The sequence below is a fragment of the Streptomyces sp. NPDC058650 genome (assembly GCF_042717315.1).
Classification (GTDB): Bacteria; Actinomycetota; Actinomycetes; order Streptomycetales; family Streptomycetaceae; genus Streptomyces.
This window is the reverse complement of record NZ_JBHXRL010000030.1, coordinates 54,195-72,757: the sequence shown is the minus strand read 5'-3', so window position 1 is coordinate 72,757 and position 18,563 is coordinate 54,195. Positions and strand designations below refer to the sequence as shown.

Here is an 18,563-nt window from a genome sequence, read left to right as displayed (position 1 = left end):
CGTAGGCCGAAGCGACCGGGGACGGGGGCTCCGCGCTGACGCTCGGGTTCAGGCCGGGTACGGCAGGTCGGCCTCCCGGGTGCCGGCGGGCCAGGTGTGCAGGGTCGCGTCCGGGCCGCCGACGCGCAGCTGCCACGGGTGCGGGCTGTCCGTGGTCACGTGCAGGCGGTCGCCCCGGCGGCGCACGTGGAAGCGGGCCGTCTCACCGGGGCCGTCGGTGTCCGGGATCACCACGGTGCGCTCGGCGCCGTCGGCCACGGTGTGCACCCGCAGTTCGACGCCTTCCACCCAGGCGGAGACCGGGTGCTGGTCGTCGGCGGCCAGCGCGATGACCGAGTCCGGGCGGGCCAGCAGCGGCAGGGTGTGAAAGCCGTGCTGCTCACGCGCCCAGCGGGGACCGGTGACCCGAGCGCCCGTCAGCACATTGGTCCACGTGCCTTCCGGTACGTAGTACTCGACTGTGCCGTCGTCGGTGAAGACCGGGGCGACGAGCAGGTCGTCGCCGAGCATGTACTGCCGGTCGAGGGTGGCGGCGGCCGGGTCGTCGGGGAACTCCAGCACCATGGCGCGCATCACCGGGACACCCGTGGTGTGCGCCTGCTGCGCGGCGCGCTGGAGGTACGGGGCGAGGCGGTGCTTGAGCAGGGTGAACTCGCGGGTGACGTCGACGGCCTCCTCGCCGTAGTCCCACGGCACGCGGTACGACTTGCTGCCGTGCAGGCGGCTGTGCGAGGAGAGCAGCCCGAACTGCACCCAGCGCTTGAACACGGCCGGGGTCGGGGTGCCCTCGAAGCCGCCGATGTCATGGCTCCAGAATCCGAAGCCGGACAGGCCCAGGGAGAGTCCGCCGCGCAGCGACTCGGCCATGGCGTTGAAGTGGGACTCGCAGTCGCCGCCCCAGTGGACCGGGTACTGCTGGCCGCCCGCCGTGGCGGAGCGGGCGAACAGCAGCGCCTCGCCCTCGCCTCGCTCGGCGCGCAGCAGGTCGAACACGGCCTGGTTGTAGAGGTGGGTGTAGTAGTTGTGCATCCGCTCGGGGTCGGAGCCGTCGTGCCAGACGACGTCGGTGGGGACGCGCTCGCCGAAGTCGGTCTTGAAGCAGTCCACGCCCTGGTCGAGCAGCGTCTTCAGTTTGCCGGTGTACCAGTCGCGCGCAGCCGGGTCGGTGAAGTCGACCAGGGCCATGCCGGGCTGCCACAGGTCCCACTGCCACACGCTGCCGTCCGGGCGCCGCACCAGGTGGCCCTCCCGCACGCCCTCCTCGAACATGGCCGACTTCTGCGCGATGTACGGGTTGATCCAGGCGGAGATCCGCAGCCCCTGCTGCTTCAGCCTGCTCAGCATGCCGGCCGGGTCGGGGAAGGTGTCGGAGTCCCACGCGAAGTCGCACCACTGGTAGCCGCGCATCCAGAAGCAGTCGAAGTGGAAGACGCTCAGCGGGATGCCGCGCTCGGCCATGCCGTCGATGAAGCGGCTGACGGTGGCCTCGTCGTAGTCGGTGGTGAAGGAGGTGGTCAACCACAGGCCGAGCGCCCAGGCCGGGGGCAGGGCGGGGCGGCCGGTGAGCGCGGTGTACCGCTGGAGGATCTGCTTCGGGGTCGGGCCGTGGACGACGAAGAACTCCAGCGACTGGTCCTCGACGCTGAACTGGACCTGGCCGACCGACTCGGAGCCGACCTCGTAACTGACCTTGCCCGGGTGGTTGACGAAGACGCCGTATCCGCGGTTGGTCAGGTGGAAGGGGATGTTTTTGTACGCCTGCTCGCTGCTGGTGCCGCCGTCGGCCTGCCAGATGTCCACCACCTGCCCGTTCTTGACGAACGGGGTGAACCGTTCCCCCAGCCCGTACACCGACTCGCCGACGCCCAGGGAGAGTTGTCCGAGCATGAAGTGCCGGCCGTCGGCGTCGGTGACGAAGCCGGTGCCGCGCTCGCCCACGGAGGTCAGCACCCGCCCGCCGGCGGTGAACTCCAGGTGCCATGGCTGGGAGGTGTCCACCCGCAGCGTCAGCTCACCCGCGCTGAGCTCGACCACCGCGCCGTCCCGGTGCACCTTTCCCCCATCGGGCTGCGCGCCGGGCAGCTCGAACTCCGGCCCCCGCCGTACCGAACCGGCGTGGTGGGTGGCACGTACCCCGATCACGCCCTCGGCCGGTGACCAGCACTCGACCGTCAGCAGTGGGCTGTTGAGCATGCCGCTGCGGCTGCGCACGTGCTTCACCGGCGCGTAGAGGGTCATCCGGTGCTCGTCGGCCTGGACGTCCGCGACCTCGGCGGCGTAGCGCGCGGTGACGCCCGGACGCATCAGCCAGTAGCCGTCGGTGAACTTCATGGGGTGGTTTCCTCCGTCCGCGCTCGGTGCGCGGTGATCAGGCCCCGGTACCAGTGGTAGCTGTCCTTGGGCGTTCGGGTCAGCGTGTCGTAGTCGACGTGGACGAGACCGAAGCGCTGGCCGTAGCCGCGCGCCCACTCGAAGTTGTCCAGCAGCGACCAGGCGTAGTAGCCGCGCACGTCCACCCCGGCGGCGACGGCGGCGGCGACGGCGGCGAGGTGGTCCGCGAGGAAGTCGATCCGTGCGGGGTCGTGGATCCGGCCGTCGGGGCCGACGGTGTCGGCCTCGGCGGAGCCGTTCTCGGTGATCCAGACCGGCGGAAGCCGCGGGTGGCGGGCGTGGAGTCCGCAGAGCAGCTCGGTGAGCGCCTCCGGGACGACGGGCCAGCCCATGGTGGTGTGCCGGGTCCCGTACGGGTCCAGCTCGGTGACGCCGATGTCCACGGCGGTGCGCGTTTCGGGGTCGGCCTCGCGGTGGGGCCCGGCGGCGACCGTCACGGGGCGGTAGAAGTTGACGCCGAGGAAGTCGAGCGGGGCGCCGATCAGTTCCAGGTCGCCGGGCAGCCGCCAGGGACCGGCGGCGAGGCCGCCCCAGGTCTGGTCCTCGTGCGCGGGGTAGCGTCCGGTGAGGAGCGGCTCGGTCCAGACCTCGTTGTGGAGGACCTCGGCCCGGCGCAGGGCGGCCCGGTCCTCGGGGCGGGCGGAGGCGGCGTGGATGCGGTCGAGGTTGAGGGTGATGCCGACCTCGCGGGCGCCTGCGGCGCGCAGCGCGCGTACCGCGAGTCCGTGGGCGACCAGCAGGTGGTGGGCGGCGGCCAGCGCGCCGCGCCCTTCCTCGGCGCCGGGCGCGTGCCGGCCCTCGGCGTAGCCGACGAAGGCGGAGCAGTACGGCTCGTTGAGGGTGATCCAGCGCTCGACCCGGTCCCCGTAGCGCTCGGCCGCGAGGGCCGCGTACCGCGCGAACGCGTCGGCGGTCTCGCGGACGCGCCAGCCGCCGCGGTCCTCCAGGACCTGGGGCAGGTCCCAGTGGTAGAGGGTGACGGCGGGCGCGATCCCGGCGGCCAGGAGTTCGTCGATCAGCCGGTCGTAGAAGTCCAGGCCCTTGGTGTTGACCGGCCCGGTGCCCTGGGGCAGCAGGCGGGGCCAGGCGATCGAGAACCGGTAGCCGTCGACGCCGAGCCCGCGCAGCAGGGCGATGTCCTCGCGGTAGAGGTGGTAGTGGTCGCAGGCGGTGTCGCCGGTGGCGCCGCCGAGCGTGCGGCCAGGGGTGTGGCTGAAGGTGTCCCAGATGGACGGGCCGCGGCCGTCCTGGTCGTGGGCGCCCTCGATCTGGTAGGAGGCGGTCGCGGCTCCGAAGCGGAACCCGGCCGGGAGTTCGGGGAACGGGCGCACGGTGGGGCCGGATGCGTCGACGCCGGGGAGGAAAGCAGAACCCACGGGAGGGACACCTCGATGAGCCGGAGAGATATCGGTTGGTGAAGCGCTTCGACGCTGTCACCGCCTGGGATGTGATGTCAATGCCTGGTGAGAAAGTGGGTTCCATTGCCTGCGGCCTCTTGTTTCGCCGGAAGTTGCTCATTAACTTGCTCGGCGAGTGAAGCGCTTCGACGATGTTGGCTTCGAGGGGGCGAATCCCATGACTGATCTGCCCGCGCGCGTGCTGTTCGGCGCCGCCTACTATCACGAGTACCAGCCGTACGAGCGGCTCAAGACCGACCTCGATCTCATGGCGGAGGCGAAGTTCACCGTCATCCGCGTCGGTGAGTCGGTCTGGTCCACCTGGGAACCGGAGAACGGCCGGTTCGAGCTCGACTGGATGCAACCCGTCCTCGACGGCGCCCACGAGCGTGGCATCTCCGTCGTGCTCGGAACTCCCACCTACGCCGTGCCGCCGTGGCTGGCCCGGCAGTACCCGGAGATCGCCGCCGAGGACGCCACCGGGCGCCCCGCCGCGTGGGGTGGCCGGCAGGAGGTCGACATCACGCACCCGGCCTTCCGCTTCCACGCGGAGCGGGTGATCCGCGCGATCACGGCCCGTTACGCCGACCATCCCGCGGTCATCGGATTCCAGGTCGACAACGAGCCGGGCCCGCGGCTGCCGCACAACCACGGTGTCTTCCAGCGGTTCGTGGACGACCTGCGGCAGCGGTACGGCGATGTGGAGACCCTCAACCGCGAGTGGGGGCTGGTGTACTGGTCGCACCGACTGTCCACCTGGGCCGACCTGTGGAAGCCGGAGGGCAACGCACAGCCGCAGTACGACCTGGCCTGGCGGGCGTTCCAGGCCCGGCAGACCACCGAGTTCATCGCCTGGCAGGCCGGCATCGTGCGTGAGTACGCGAGGCCGGGCCAGTTCGTCACCACGTGCCTGGCCCTCTGGTCTCCCGGCCTGGAGGACGACGAACTCACCGACAGCCTGGACGTCACCGCGGGCAACCCGTACTACGACATGCAGGACAGCCTCACCATGCCGGAGCCGCCGCACGAGAAGCTGCCGGGGCAATGGATGGCGTACGGGGCGTGGGCGCTGCACCGGAGCGCCGACAGGATCTACTCCTCGCGCCAGGAACCGTTCCTGATCACGGAGACCAACGCCCAGGCCATCGGCGGAACGTCGGACAACCGGCCCGCCTTCGACGGGCAGTGGCGGCAGGCCGCGTGGGCGCTGGTCGCGCGCGGGGCCCGCATGATCGAGTACTGGCACTGGCACACGCTGCATTTCGGCACCGAGACGTACTGGGGCGGGATCCTCCCGCACAGCGGACGGCCGGGCCGCGTCTACGGTGAACTCGCCCGCCTGGGAGCGGAGTTCGAGCGGGCGGGGGCCCTGGTCGCCGGGATCACGCCGGACGCCGACATCGCGATGGTGTACTCGGCGCCGAGCAAGTGGCTGATGAACACGTACCCGCCGCTCGCGGGTCCCGACGGCGGTCCGGACGAGGGTGCGTACGAGGGCATCTTCGACCCCTTCTACCGGGGCGCGTTCGAGGCGGGACGTCAGGTACGGATCCTGCACGCCCGTCAGTTGCACGATCCGCGTGGCGAACGCCCGGGCCTGGCACCGGAGTCGGCGGCCGAGCTGCACCCTGTGCTCATCGCTCCCGCGCTGTACGTGGCGGACGACGGGATCCTCGACTGGCTCGGCGCCTACGCTGAGGCGGGCGGCCACCTCGTCCTCGGTCCCCGCACCGGCTACGGCGACCACGAGGCGCGGGCTCGCCACGAGGTGACACCGGCGCGACTGGTTCGGGCCGCCGGTGTCCGGTACGAGGAGTTCAGCAACCTGCACGCCGACCTGCCGCTGCGCGCCGCGCCGGACAGCCCGCTCCGGCTGCCGGACGACGCGGTGGCCACCCGTTGGGTGGAAGGCCTGGCGGTCGAGGACGCCGACGTCCTGGCCGAGTACGACCACCCGCACTTCGGGCGCTGGCCCGCCGTCACCACCCGCCGCCACGGCGCGGGCCGCGTCACGTGCGTGGGAACCGTGCCCGGCCGCGATCTGGCCCGCGCGCTCGCCGCGTGGCTCGCGCCCTGCCCGCGCAGCGGCTGGCAGGGCCTGCCGGACTCGGTCACCGTCGCCACCGGCACCGCCCCCGACGGCCGGCGCGTCCATGTCGTCCACAACTGGAGCTGGCAGCCGGCCACGGCCCAAGCCCCGGTGGACCTGACCGACGCCCTGGACGGCAGCGCGGTCCCGGCCGGTACGCCCGTGCCCCTCGGTTGCTGGGACGTCCGCGTCCTCGCCACCGCACCGGCATCTGCCGCGGAGGACCGGTGACATCCGCCACCGAGGACCTGCTGGTCCCACCGCATCTGGGACCGGTCGGCCCCGTGGACCCCGGACGGTAGCCGCGCCCGAACGGTCCGGGCCTCCTCGTTACGGCCCCACAGCGGGTGGCGCAGCAGGTTCACGGTCGGGGCCCAGACGGTTGAGGACCACGCGGTCGTCGCGGGTGCGCATCGCCCGGACCTCCTTGGACACCGCCTCGCCGACCCGTCGGACGAGATCCGTGTTCCAGGTCGCGCCCAGGCCCACCGCCTGTGGGAAGACGGTGGCCGGACCCATCCAGGCCGCGCCGTGCAGGGCCTCCTGGCCGGTGCGGAACGCGGCGATGCCGAGCTGTTCCACGGCGGGCGCGGACTGGTGCAGGAATCCGATGTTCTCGTCGAGGGTGAGCCGCGACAGAAGGTTCAAGAAGGGCATGCTCACCGGAGCCATCAAGGGCTGAAGCCCTTGGTCCGCGCCCCGCCACGGTGCATTCCGTCGTTCCGTCGTATGCCGTCCGCGGCTCCGTCCGGCTGGTCGCGCCGCGCCCGCGCCGCGGAGCCGCGGGTCGAGGCGGTCCCGCGGCCCTGATCCCCGCTCGACTTCCCCTTCGTGAAGACCGAGGTATGTCATGAGCACGTCTCACCTGAGCAGGCGCTCCGTTCCCGCCGGTTCCGCTGCCGCCGCAGCGGTCGTCTGCCCCGTGCCCCGCGGTAGGCCCACCTCACCACCGACCTCGCCCACCCGCCCTGCCGCCCGCTCTCCCGGCGGGCCGGCTGACGGGCGCGCGCACGCGGTTCGGCGCCGAGGTCGAACTGACCTGGACGCCCGACGGGGCGAGGGCGGTCCTGAAGCCGCCCCGCACCGTCCGTATCGAAGTCAGGACTTCCTCCGGCGACGCGGAGCCGATCGATCTCGTCGCCGGAGAGGGCCACGTCCTCAGCCTAGGGGCGTGGTAGTACCCCCACAAAACCCCCACCCGTGGAAGGGACACCATGGTCAAGAGCGCGATACGCAAGGTCACCATGGCGGTGCTGGCGCCGGCGATGGCTCTCGGTGCCACCGTCGGCCTCGCCTCCGCCCCCGCTTCGGCAGCAGTCTGGAACTCCTGCGACCAGTGGGGCAACACCAGCCTGGACGGCTACAAGCTCTACAACAACATCTGGGGTTCCGGCGCCGGCAGCCAGTGCGTCTGGGCCAACTCCGGGACCAGCTGGGGTGTCTGGGCCGACCACCCCAACACCGGCGGCATCAAGTCCTACCCCAACTCGACGAAGACGATCAACAAGACGATCGACTCGCTCGGCTGGCTCACCAGCAACTACAACGTCAGCGTCCCGTCGTCCGGCGCGTACAACACGTCGTACGACATCTGGGACACCGACCACCAGTACGAGATCATGCTCTGGGTCAACGACAACGGAGCCGTCGGTCCGATCGGCACCTGGCAGGCCGGCGTCACGCTCGGCGGCCACAACTGGAACGTCTACAAGGGCACCAACGGGTCGAACCAGGTGTTCTCGTTCCTGCGGACGTCCGACTCCCGCTCCGGCACCGTGGACATCAAGCCGATCCTCCACTGGATCGCCTACACCAAGGGCTGGATGCCCGGCAACGAGACCATCGGCGACGTGCAGTTCGGCTATGAGATCACCTCGTCGTCCGGCGGGCTCAACTTCACCACCAACAACCTGACCGTCAGCGGCGGCTGACCCGACATCAGGGCCGAGGCCGGTCCGCGCCCTTCCTCGGGCGCGGTCGGCCTCGGCCCACAGGTGATTCCCCAGGACCGCGCCGGCCGCCGGCAAGGCGGCTCGGGCGGGCTCGGCGGTGGTGGACAGGAGGTCTGGAGGTCAGGAGGCGACGGAGGGCGCCGGCCCCGTACTCGTCCGTACCGTCAACTCGGGTGCGATGAGCAGGACGTCGTCGGCGCCGAGGCCGTCGAGCTTGGCGACCAGACGCTCCACCGCGTGCCGGCCCAGCTCCGGGGCGGGGATGGAGACCGACGTCAGCCGCACCGAGGCCTGGACGGCCACCTGGTCAGGGCAGACCGCGACCACCGACACGTCCTCGGGCACGGCGCTGCCCTGCTGGCGCAGCAGGGCGAGCAGCGGCTCGACCGCCTGCTCGTTCTGCACGACGAACCCGGAGGTGTTCGGGCGCTCGTCGAGGATGCGGCCGAGGGTGGCGGCGGTCGCGTCGTAGCCGCCCTCGCACGGCCGGTGCAACACCCTGATGCCCAACTCCCGTGCGCGCGAGCGGAGTCCGTCGAGGGTGCGCTCGGCGAAGCCGGTGTGCCGCTCGTAGACCGCGGGGGCCTCGCCGATGACGGCGATGTCGCGATGGCCGAGCATCGCCAGATGATCGACGCACAACGCGCCCGCCGCCTTGAAGTCGAGGTCGACGCAGGTCAGTCCTGAGGTGTCGGCGGGCAGTCCGATCAGCACCGACGGCTGGTCCGTGCCCCGCAGCAACGGAAGCCGCCCGTCGTCCAGTTCGACGTCCATCAGGATCATCGCGTCGGCGAGCCCGCTGCCGGTGACGCGCCGGACGGCGTCGGGACCCTCCTCGCCGGTGAGCAGCAGCACGTCGTACCCGTGCGTCCGGGCCGTCGTGGCGACCGCGATGGCGATCTCCATCATCACCGGCACGTACATGTCGGTGCGCAGCGGAACCATCAGCGCGATGATGTTCGACCTGCTGCTGGCCAGGGCCCGCGCGCCCGCGTTCGGGTGGTATCCCAGCTCGTGGATGCTCTGCTCGACCCGCAGCCGGGTGGTCGTGGAGATGGGCCGCTTGCCGCTGAGGACATAGCTCACCGTGCTCGCCGAGACTCCGGCGTGCTGGGCGACCTCGGCGAGGGTGACCATCTGGCTCTCCCGGCTGTGTGAAGCGCTTCGACAGCGCACGTACCTATCACCTTACCAGTGAAGTGTGCGCAGACCCTAGCGTCAGGATGCACAGGTTCTGCTGTTTGTCGAAGCGCTTCGACAGCTGCCCCTGGTCGCCCGGAAGGGGGCAACCAGGGCGTGGGCTGGCGGTCAGGACCCCTGGACGGCCGTACCGGTGACCGAGCCTCCGGACTTCGTGACCTCGTACGTCAGTTCGGCGCCGCTGTAGAAGTGGAAGACCAGCGTCGCCGGTTCCCCGTCGCGGAGCGAGGCGAGGAACCCGGGGGTCAGGATGATCGTGCCGTTCGGGTAGTCGGGCGAGAACGCCTTGTTGAACTCCTGGAACGGCGTCCAGTCGGTCGGGCCGGCGTTGGTGCCGTCGGCGTACGTGGCGTGCATGGTCGCCAGGTCGTTACCCCGGTACTGGGTGGGAACGGTGAACGAGGCGGTGGTGCCGGTGGCGTCCGACAGCACCGGAACGTCGTTGGTGACGATGTCGATGTTCCAGGGCAGCCCGCTGGTGAACCGTGCCTGGAGCGTCGAGTTGACGCCATAGGCGCGGTTGCCGACCAGGCGGGTCAGCGCCTTGGCGGTGAAGGTCAGCTGGTTGCCGGAGACGGTGTAGTCCCGACCCGCGACCAGCCTGGTGCCGCCCTGCCACACCCCTCGGAAGGAGGTGCCGTTGAGGTTCAGGGTGAGCGACTCGGCGGTGACCGGGCTGGACTTCGGCACGAAGACCTTGTCGAAGGAGGCCGCGCCGGAGCGGGTGGTCCAGCTCGACTTGATCACGGCGAACAGGGCGGGGTCACGCCACTTGAGGGTGTCGCGGTTCAGGTACGAGAACGGGTCCCACAGGGCGGTGGTGATGCCGTACTTGCGTGCCCCGTGGCCCACGTGCTCGAAGTACTTCAGCGCCTCGCCCCGCTCGACGCGGGAGGGGTGGAAGTGATTGGGATAGTCGAGCAGACCGTACTCGCCGAGATAGAGCGGGATGCCCTGGGAGACGAAGGTGCGGTGGAGGTTGGCGAAGGTGTCCTCCAGGTGCTTCTGCGCGACGGCGTCGTAGAGGGTGCCGCCCGCGACGTTCACGCTGAACGGGTACCAGCTGTAGAAGTGCACCTGCGCCACGAGCTGACGGTCGTTCAGCGAGGCGATCGTGGTGGACAGGTTGCTCAGGTGGACCTGGTCACCGCTGCCTCCCGGGGTGGTCAGCGACAACATGCGGGTCGCGTTGGCGCCACCCGAGGCGCGGACCACGGAGTGGAACGAGGTCTGGAGCTCGTGCAGGTAGTGGACCTGCTGGGCATCCGTGGCGTTGGCGAAGCTCGGCTCGTTGATGCCCTCGAAGATCAGACTGCGCGGCGCGTCACGGAAGGTCGTGGAGATCTGGGACCAGGTGGAGTCGAACCGGGCCATCACGTTGTCGTGGTCGCTCGTGATCTTCTCGACCCACATCCACGAGTCGTGATGGACGTTGAGCACGACGTACAGGCCGCTGCCCAGAGCCCAGTCGACGAGCTGCTTGACGCGGGCCATGTACGTGGCGTCGATGGTGTACGGCGCGGTGGTGGACTGGTGGTCGCTCCAGGTCACCGGGATGCGGACGCTGCGGAACCCGTCCGCGGCGATCTTCTCGAACGTCGCCTTGGTGGTCTGCCCGTTGCCCCAGGAATCCTCGTGGGGAACGGCGTCCAGGGTGTTGCCCAGGTTCCAGCTGGGCTGCATCGCCGCGACGGCGTCCATGGCGCGGGCCGGAACCCTGACCGTGGAGCGGGCCTGCTGCGCCGTGTCGACGGGCGCGGCGATCGCGGTGCTGCCGGCGAGTCCCACGATGACGAGCAGCGCCATCAGCAGGCCGGCCAGGCGTCCGGGGCCGCGGTGGTGCGCGGGTCGCCCTATGTCCTTCATGTGTCATGCCTTTCGGACGGTCGTATGGGTGATGTGGTACGTGGTCGGGCAGCGACCAGGGGCCACCACCGACCACGGCTGCCGGCAGGTTCATCGGTTGCGGTGTGTCCTGCGTCCCGGTCCGACGGGGGAGGGGCCTGGTTCAGCCGTCGAGGGGCTCGTAGGCGAACCAGTCGAAGTGGACGGTGCCTTCCGCGGTGTACATGCCGATGACCCGGCCGGTGAAGCCGCCGGCGACCTCGGTCGACAGATAGCGGCCGTCGAGGGCCGCGAGCTCGGTGAACGTGCCGTCGGGCTGCTCGACGCCGAGGGTGACGACGTCGGGTCCGGTGCACGGTCCGTGCGGAGACGGCGGTTCCGTGAGGGTGACGGCGAGGACGACCGGCCCGGCGGGCACGGACTGTGCGGCCACGACCGTGCGCAGGGAGCCGACGCGCGCGACCACCCGCACCCGCGTGCCGGACACCTCGATCGCGTAGTGGTGCCGCTCGTCGAGCCGGACGGCGAGGCCGCCGCGTCCCTCCGAGGCATCGACGAGAGTGCGTGCCCGGCACGAGAGATGCCGCTGGCGCCGACCCGTGAACACCACGTCGGGCTCGTCCAGCGAGCCGCCCCGCGCGCGGAGCGTCAGCCAGCCGGGGCGCTCCTTGGTGGTGCAGAGTTCGGCGGGCCGGTCGCGCAGGGAGATCCATGACGGTCGCAGTTCGGCGAGCTCGAAGTCGTCCCGCTGCTCCTCGACAGGGCCGGGGGAGAGCGGCCACGGGAGCTCCGGCAGGTCCAGGGAGACCTCGCCGACGACCGGCCAGCCGTCCACCCAGGTCACGGGGGCCAGGAAGGTCTCCCGGCCGAGCACGTGCCAGCCCGGCGTGCCGCCGCCGGGTCGGACGCCGAGCAGCACCATCCACCAGGAGTCGTCGGGGCCTTGGACCAGGTCGGCGTGCCCGGTGTTCTGCACGGGGTGGTCGATGCCGCGGTGGGTGAGGATCGGGTTGGCCGGGCACGGCTCGAACGGGCCGGCGGGGGAGGGGCCGCGGGCGATCGAGACTCCGTGGCCGCGCTCGGTGCCGCCCTCGGCGATGAGCAGGTACCAGTAGTCGCCGATCCGGTACAGGTGCGGAGCCTCCGGGGCTTTGGCGCCGGGCCCGCCGGACCAGAGCTGGTGCGGTGTCCCGTACGTCTCTCCCGTGGACGGGTCGATACGGACCTGCGAGCCCCCGGCGACCGTGCACCAGCAGGTGCCGTCCTCGTCCCAGACCAGGTCGGGGTCGATGCCGGTGACACCCGGCGCCCAGATCGGGTCCGACCACGGTCCGGCGGGGTCGGTGGCCGTGACGATCAGGTTGCCGCCGCCCTCGCTGCAGTTGGTGACGATCAACCAGAAGCGGCCGTCGTGGTGGCGCAGGGTGGGGGCGTAGATCCCGCCGGAGGACCACGCGTCCGACAGCCGCAGTTGGTCCGGCCGGTCCAGGGCGTTGCCGATCTGCGTCCAGTGCACCAGGTCACGGCTGTGGAAGAGGGGCACGCCGGGGAAGTACTCGAAGCTGGAGCAGGCCACGTAGTAGTCGTCGCCGACGCGGCAGACGCTGGGGTCGGGGTGGAAGCCGGGGATCACGGGGTTGGCGAAGCGTCGGTCCGGCTGGGGCAGCGGAGGCACGTGAGGGGTCCTCTCGTCGATTCGTGATGCGGGCGTGCTTCTCGGTCGTGGGGTCGCCCATCAGGCGGTTCATGGAGCCGTTGAGGATGACGGGCAGGAGCTGGTGGCCGGTGTGCGGGCGGCGCCGGGCGCGGCGGTCGCCGGCTCTGCCGTGCGCCCGGCTGACGCGTCCGTCGAGGGCCGGTGCGGTCAGGCGCATCGGCTGTCGCCGCTGGCGGCCTTCGGCGAGCCAGTCGTTCTCCGCCCACAGCAGGTCCGCGGCGTCGATGTCCGCGGGGGCCTGCGGGTGAGGCCGCCCACCGCGGGCGAGCTGACCGACTTCAGGTGCAGCGCGGTCCGCCGTTCGTTGCGCAGGGCCACCTCGCTGCGGAGCACGGGGCTGCTGTCCGGTGACCGGTAGGTCAGCTCCGTGACCAGCCCGGCTTCCGGATCGTGGAGGTGCGCGGTCAGGGTGTGGCAGTCGCCGTCGTGGGTCGTGCGGGGCTCCGGTGGCGCAGACGGCCGCCGAGATCGGTCCCGATCAGGCGGTCGCCCGACCGGCCGCGGCCGTGACCCGCGGCCGTCACCTCCACCAGGGGCAGGGACGCACCGGGGACTCTCCGCGCTTCGCCGGGCAGTCCGAGGTGCGTGAGGCGGGGGGGCTGCCGTCGTCATCGAGGACGCTCTCGAGGTGACGTGCCTGGTGTCCCCAGTGGAAGGTCGCTCGTTCCTCGGTCATGGCGGCCTTTCGAGGTCAGTTCCCGCGCAGAACCGCGCAACCGCCCGGCGGCAGTTCGTGCGCGAGGGCACCGGCGAGCAGGTCGTGGGCGGGGTCCGGCAAGGGCACGGCCTCGGAGGTGTGGTTGAGCAGGACCTGCCAGTGGCGGCCGTCGGGTGCGTGTCGGGTGACTGCTTCGACGCCGGCCGGCAGGCCCGGTACGTTCGGCTCGACGCCGGCCTCCTTCAGCAGGCGGCCGACCAGGGCGGCGTAGTCGGCGTCGTCCGGGCGGGTGGAGAGATACCAGCCCTGCCCGGTGCCGAAGCGGTGCCGGGTGAGGGCGGGGCTGCCCGTGAGCATGCCGTGGGTGTAGGCGGCGATCGACTCCGCGCCCTCGGTGCGCAGGGACTCGCTCCAGACCGTGCCGTGCGACCCGTCCGACAGGGCGATCCGCTCGTCCTGCCGCAGCGGCCGGTACTCCTCGACGCGGACGCCCAGCGCCTCGCGCAGCGGGCCCGCGGGATAGCCGCCGAGCCGGGCGTGCATGCGGTCGTCGACGAATCCGCTCGCGTGCTGGACGAGGAGCGTGCCGCCGCCCTCGACGTAACGGCGCAGGTTCTCGGCGCCCTTGTCGGACAGCAGGAACAGGGCCGGGGCGATGACGAACCGGAAGCGGCTCAACTCGTGCTCCGGATGGGCGAAGTCGACGGTGGCTCCCGCGTCCCACAGCGCGCGGTGCGCGCGAACGAGTGCCGCGTGGTAGTCGAGGCGGGAGGAGGGCAGCCCGTCCACGCCGAGCGCCCACCAGGCGTCCGGGGCGTCGAGCACGGCCACCGACGCGGTGACCGTCGACCCCGCCAGCTCGCCCAGCCGGGCGACCGCCTCGCCCAGCTGCGTGACCTCGCGGAAGACACGGCTGTCCGGACCCGCGTGCGGGACCATCGCCGAGTGCCAGGTCTCGGCGCCTGCCCGGGACTGCCGCCACTGGAAGAACAGGGCGCCCTCCGAACCGCGGGCGATGTGGCCGAGGCTGTGGCGCAGGATCTCGCCGGGCTCCTTGGCGAGGATCTGGCCGCCGTCGTAGACGGTGTTGGTGCCCTGTTCCATCAGCAGCCAGGGGCGTCCACCGCCCAGGGAGCGGGTGCGGTCGGCGTGGAAGGCGGCGTGGGCGGCGGCGTCCAGGCCGGGTGCGGTCGGATACTGGTCGGAGGTGACGACGTCGAGTTCGCGGGCGAAGGCCCAGAGGTCCACGTTCTGGTAGGCGGGGAGCATCAGGTTGGTCGTCACCGGCCGGTCGCTGTGCGCGCGGATCGCGTCGCGCTGCTCGCGGTAGGCGGCGATGATCTCGTCGGACCAGAAGCGGTGGAAGTCCAGCGCCTGGCCGGGGTTCTTGTGCCACTGCGTCGCGCGCGGCGGCAGCACCTGTTCCCACGAGGAGTAGCGCTGGCTCCAGAAGGCCGTTCCCCAGGCCTCGTTGAGGACGTCCAGCGAGCTGTGGCGGGCGCGCAGCCACACCCGGAACGCCGCGGCCGTGTGGTCGCAGTAGCAGAGCGTGCCGTACTCGTTGTGCACGTGCCACAGCGCGAGGGCGGGGTGGTCGCCGTATCGCTCGGCGAGCGCGGAGGCGATCCGGCGGGCCGCGCCGCGGTAGGCGGGGGCGGCGAGGCAGTACGTGTCGCGGCTGCCGTGGACGAGGCTGGTCCCGTCGGGCAGGACCGCCAGCGCGTCGGGGTGGGCCAGGGTGAACCAGGGCGGCGGGGAGGCGGTCGGGGTGGCGAGGTCGACGGCCACGCCGTTCGCGTGGAGGCGGTCGATGTGGACGTCGAGCCAGGCGAAGTCGTAGCGGCCCTCCTCCGGTTCGAGCAGGGCCCACGAGAAGACGCCCACCGTGGCCAGGTTGACCCTGGCCCGGCGCATGAGCTCGTCGTCCTCCTTCCACACCGGCTCGTCCCACTGCTCGGGGTTGTAGTCCCCGCCGAAGGCCAGGCCGCCCAGGCGGTCGGTGATGCTGCGAGTCGTCATGACGCTTCCTCGGTTACGGAGAGTCGAGTCGTGCTCCGACGGACCTGCACGGGGCCGGAGACGGCGGGTGCGTGGTGCTCGGGGAGCTGCTCCGGACTCATGGCGGCGGCCTTCCTGCCCCACTGTCGAAGCGCTTCACTCCCAGGCGCAAGGTAACGGACAAGTTTCGCGTGGAACAAGGGTGCTGACGTGAAACACCCTTCCTTGCCTGTTCGTTAACGGCCCGCAGGAGTCGATGGCATGATTGAAGCGCTTCGACACTCCAGCCACGGCGGGCGCCGCGCCCGGGACCGGAGCGCGCCCGGGACCGGAGCTCGGAAAGGGCTCAGGTCCCGGGCGCGGGGGTCATCCGGCGGTCAGAGTGGTCCACTTCTGGTTGGAGCCGCCGTGGCAGTCCCACAGGTGGAGCCGTGTGCCGTCGGCCGTGGAGAAGCTCGGATCGTCGAGGCAGCGGCCGGAGGCGGGGTTGCGGTAGCCGCCGTTGTAGGGCTGCCAGACCTGGTTGGGGCCGCCGTGGCAGGCCCAGAGCTGCACCTTGGTGCCATTGGCGGTGCCCCCGCCGGCGGCGTCGAGGCACTTGCCCATGGAGCGCAGGGTCCCGCCGGTGTAGGCGGACCAGAGCTGGTTGGCGTTGCCGCTGCAGCCCCAGATCTGGACAGCGGTCCCGTTGGCCGTCCCGGCGCCGCTGACATCCAGACACTTGCCGGCGGTGCCGGACTCCACACGCGCGGCGACGGGGGCGGGGTTCCTCAGCCACCCCGCGCCGTCCGCGGCCTGGATGCCGCGGTGGAAGGCGTCCGCCATCTTCCGGTAGCCCGTGTCGTTGGGATGCAGGGCGTCGGCCAGGTCGGCCGTGGTCAGGCCGCTCATGTCCACGTACGCGACGCGCTTGCCCGCGGCCTGTGCCTCGCTCACGATGTGGGGGACGGCCTGGTTGTACGCGCCACGGTGCTGCTCCACCGTGCCGCTGGTGGACACGACCAGGGAGGCCACGAGGACGGTCGCGTCGGGGGCGGCGGCGGTGATCTGGTTCACCAGGGATTTCAGTCGGGCGGCGGCGGTGGAGGGCTGGTGGTTCCCGTTGAGGTCGTTGGTGCCGATCTCCAGCGTCACGACGTTGGGCCGGTAGCGGGTCAGCGAGGCGTCGGCGAGCGCGGCGATCTGGTCGATGCGGTATCCGGAGTGGCCTTCGTTGTCGGGGTCGGACATCGAGCCGCCCCGCAACGTGCCGACGAAGTCCAGCGGACGGCCGTCCGCCGCGAGCTTGTCCCCCAACGGACCCCGGTAGCCGTTGCCCGTACTGCTCCCCACACCCCAGGTGATCGAGTCTTCCAACGGCATCACCCGCAGGGGCGTGGTCGAGGCGGCGGAGGCAGGGGTCACACCGGTCGCCGCCACCGCGAGCGCGGCACTGACAAGAGCGATGAGGGACCGAGTCCAAGACTTTTTCATGCAGGCGTCCTCCTTTGACGAGTGAGTGCGGAATCAACGGGGTGCATCACGGTGCGAGCGGACAACTCGCCCGTGGTGCGGTCTCGTTGGCATCAGCGGCCGTCTGACGTGCTGACAGAACGGCGGGGACGGGAGCCTCTGGGGTTGTGAACGCTAACAACCCCAGAGGCGTCGTGCCACCGACGTCCGGCACGGCAGGGCGGTCGCTGTCGTCACCAGCCGATCGGCAGGCCGGCGATGAACGGGGTGAGGCGGTCGGCGACGAGTCGGTCGTCACGGGCCGAGTAGTGCCAGTCGCAGCCGAGGAAGTCCAGGCCCGAGTCGTCGAGGAACCAGTAGCGGACCCCGCTGTCGCCGGCGTCGTTGCGTGCCTTGACCACCTGCTGGACATGGCCGGCGAACTGGCCGGCGCCGACGGCCACGATGGTCGTCCCGGCCCCGTGGCGCGCGCGCAGCTTCTGGAGGAAGTCGCCGTAGGCGCTGCGGTAGCCGGCCGCGAGGCTGTCGGGCGTCCACGACTCACCGGGGTCGATGGGGGAGAAGTCGTTGGTGCCGAGATTGACCACCACGACCTGGGGACGCCAGCTGCCCGGGTTCTGCCAGACGTCGCCCGACGTGTTCAGCAGGGCCCGGTCGTAGAAGGTCCGGTACGTGACGCCCGGCTGGCTTCCGCCGACGTTGCGCACCATGCCGAGGCCCGAGAAGCCGTTGATCTGGTAGTCGGCGTTCAGCTGCCGGGCGGCGAGCGCGCCGTAGCTCACATCGGAGTTGGTGTTCCGCTTGAGCTGCTCTCCGGTGCAGGTGCGGGAGGTCGAGAGATTGCCGTAGCCCACCGTGAGGGAGTCACCGATGAACTCGATCTGACGGCTGCGGGCCGTCGGCTTGCTCAGTACGGCGCCACCGGGCGCGGCCAGGAAGCCCCCGAACGTACTGGTGTCCCCTGGGGTGTCGTTGCGCTTGACGAGCCGGACGGTGTGCTCACGGTTCTGCAGCCCGTTGATCCAGTGCGTGGTGTTGCCGGGCGTGACGAGTGTGGCGACCGTGGTTCCGTCGACCTGGACGTCGTAATCGGCGGCCGGGTCGTTGAGCACGACGCCCACGCCGGTGCCGCTGACGCGGCCCTCGAAGTACACGCCGGGCCAGCTGTACTGCACGGTGCTTCCGGCGTCCTTGACGCGCCCCGCGGTGTGCACCTGCGCCAGCACTCCCGAGACGCGGACCAGTTGCCACTGCTGGTTGGTCCCGCCCCAGTCGGTGAACTGCACGACCTTGGCGCCGTCCGCGGTGGAGGCGCCCTGGACCTCGACGGCCTTACCGCTGTTGCGGCCGATCAACCGGACATAGCCGTCCGACGAGTCCGCCAGCCGGAACTGCTGGTTGACACCACCCGCATCGCCCCACTGAACGATCTCCGCATGGTCAGCGGTGGAGAAGCCGTAGACGTCCAGCACCTTGCCCGAATGCTGCACCTTCAACCGGTAGTAGCCGCCACCCGAGTCGACGAACCGGAACCGTTGGTTGGGCCCGTCATGACGGGCCCACTGCGACACGGCCGCCCCATCGGCCGTGCTCCCTCCCGACACGTCGAGCGCCTTGCCGCTGCCACGATTGACCAACACGTACCACGCGTTCGCATCCACCGTCGCCGCCTCCGCCGCCCCGGCGGCGGCACCGATCCCGGTCAGGAGCGTCGCCGTCACGGCGATCACCGCCGCGAGTACTCCCGTACGCCTCCCACGTCGCCACCACGGGACCCTGCTTGCCGTGGGCACGCCCTTCATCTGTCTCTCCTTGGTCGGGTGCGGCTGCCGCCTCACGCCGCGGCGCGCGGGTGGGTGCTCGT

Annotated in this window: 10 protein-coding genes and 1 pseudogene; 2 read left to right on the top strand and 9 right to left on the bottom strand. The window is 71.1% G+C overall.

Annotation, left to right across the window (positions count from 1 at the left end):
• Positions 1-48: 48 nt before the first annotated feature.
• Together yicI and ACFWWU_RS34870 are read right to left on the bottom strand one after the other, a co-directional pair.
• Complete coding sequence (gene yicI / locus ACFWWU_RS34875; protein WP_384152370.1) at positions 49-2,331, bottom strand: alpha-xylosidase; 2,283 nt, start codon at positions 2,329-2,331, stop codon at positions 49-51.
• The gene (locus ACFWWU_RS34870) at positions 2,328-3,722 is read right to left on the bottom strand and encodes a GH1 family beta-glucosidase (RefSeq protein ID WP_384152412.1); all 1,395 of its coding nucleotides are present in this window, start codon (positions 3,720-3,722) and stop codon (positions 2,328-2,330) included. Before ACFWWU_RS34870 ends, yicI begins: the two co-directional genes overlap by 4 nt.
• Positions 3,723-3,966: 244 nt before the next feature.
• Here ACFWWU_RS34870 and ACFWWU_RS34865 point away from each other — a divergent pair, with 244 nt between their 5' ends.
• A complete protein-coding gene (locus ACFWWU_RS34865; protein WP_384152367.1) occupies positions 3,967-6,108 on the top strand; it encodes a beta-galactosidase in 2,142 nt (713 codons plus the stop codon).
• 88 nt (positions 6,109-6,196) lie between these two features.
• Here the strand turns inward: ACFWWU_RS34865 and ACFWWU_RS34860 are convergent.
• Positions 6,197-6,549, bottom strand: a pseudogene (locus tag ACFWWU_RS34860) (glycoside hydrolase family 3 N-terminal domain-containing protein); the annotation flags it as partial.
• Positions 6,550-7,091: 542 nt separating this feature from the next.
• On the opposite strand from ACFWWU_RS34860, the gene ACFWWU_RS34855 reads away from it, so the two are divergent.
• Positions 7,092-7,808, top strand: coding sequence for a hypothetical protein (locus tag ACFWWU_RS34855; RefSeq protein ID WP_384152364.1), 717 nt, complete (start codon positions 7,092-7,094; stop codon positions 7,806-7,808).
• 141 nt (positions 7,809-7,949) lie between these two features.
• On the opposite strand, the gene ACFWWU_RS34850 is transcribed toward ACFWWU_RS34855, so the two are convergent.
• From ACFWWU_RS34850 to ACFWWU_RS34825, 6 genes are all read right to left on the bottom strand, one after another.
• Positions 7,950-8,966 carry a LacI family DNA-binding transcriptional regulator gene (locus ACFWWU_RS34850; protein ID WP_384152361.1) on the bottom strand — a complete coding sequence of 339 codons (1,017 nt, stop codon included), beginning with the start codon at positions 8,964-8,966 and terminating at the stop codon, positions 7,950-7,952.
• 171 nt (positions 8,967-9,137) lie between these two features.
• A complete protein-coding gene (locus ACFWWU_RS34845) occupies positions 9,138-10,895 on the bottom strand; it encodes a cellulase family glycosylhydrolase (RefSeq protein ID WP_384152358.1) in 1,758 nt (585 codons plus the stop codon).
• Positions 10,896-11,037: 142 nt separating this feature from the next.
• Complete coding sequence (locus tag ACFWWU_RS34840; protein ID WP_384152355.1) at positions 11,038-12,549, bottom strand: glycoside hydrolase family 43 protein; 1,512 nt, start codon at positions 12,547-12,549, stop codon at positions 11,038-11,040.
• A gap of 733 nt (positions 12,550-13,282) precedes the next feature.
• Complete coding sequence (locus ACFWWU_RS34835) at positions 13,283-15,268, bottom strand: beta-galactosidase (RefSeq protein WP_384152352.1); 1,986 nt, start codon at positions 15,266-15,268, stop codon at positions 13,283-13,285.
• A 345-nt stretch (positions 15,269-15,613) separates the two neighbouring features.
• Positions 15,614-16,720, bottom strand: coding sequence for a ricin-type beta-trefoil lectin domain protein (locus ACFWWU_RS34830; RefSeq protein WP_384152349.1), 1,107 nt, complete (start codon positions 16,718-16,720; stop codon positions 15,614-15,616).
• 212 nt (positions 16,721-16,932) lie between these two features.
• Positions 16,933-18,501, bottom strand: coding sequence for an RICIN domain-containing protein (locus ACFWWU_RS34825; RefSeq protein WP_384152346.1), 1,569 nt, complete (start codon positions 18,499-18,501; stop codon positions 16,933-16,935).
• Between the last annotated feature and the right edge of the window lie 62 nt (positions 18,502-18,563).

Excerpts from the sequence above, each read along its gene's own strand:
- yicI (WP_384152370.1), bottom strand. The coding sequence starts at position 2,331 with ATGAAGTTCACCGACGGCTACTGGCTGATGCGTCCGGGCGTCACCGCG.
- ACFWWU_RS34865 (WP_384152367.1), top strand. The coding sequence starts at position 3,967 with ATGACTGATCTGCCCGCGCGCGTGCTGTTCGGCGCCGCCTACTATCAC.
- ACFWWU_RS34855 (WP_384152364.1), top strand. The coding sequence starts at position 7,092 with ATGGTCAAGAGCGCGATACGCAAGGTCACCATGGCGGTGCTGGCGCCG.
- ACFWWU_RS34850 (WP_384152361.1), bottom strand. The coding sequence starts at position 8,966 with ATGGTCACCCTCGCCGAGGTCGCCCAGCACGCCGGAGTCTCGGCGAGC.
- ACFWWU_RS34845 (WP_384152358.1), bottom strand. The coding sequence starts at position 10,895 with ATGAAGGACATAGGGCGACCCGCGCACCACCGCGGCCCCGGACGCCTG.
- ACFWWU_RS34835 (WP_384152352.1), bottom strand. The coding sequence starts at position 15,268 with ATGACGACTCGCAGCATCACCGACCGCCTGGGCGGCCTGGCCTTCGGC.
- ACFWWU_RS34830 (WP_384152349.1), bottom strand. The coding sequence starts at position 16,720 with ATGAAAAAGTCTTGGACTCGGTCCCTCATCGCTCTTGTCAGTGCCGCG.
- ACFWWU_RS34825 (WP_384152346.1), bottom strand. The coding sequence starts at position 18,501 with ATGAAGGGCGTGCCCACGGCAAGCAGGGTCCCGTGGTGGCGACGTGGG.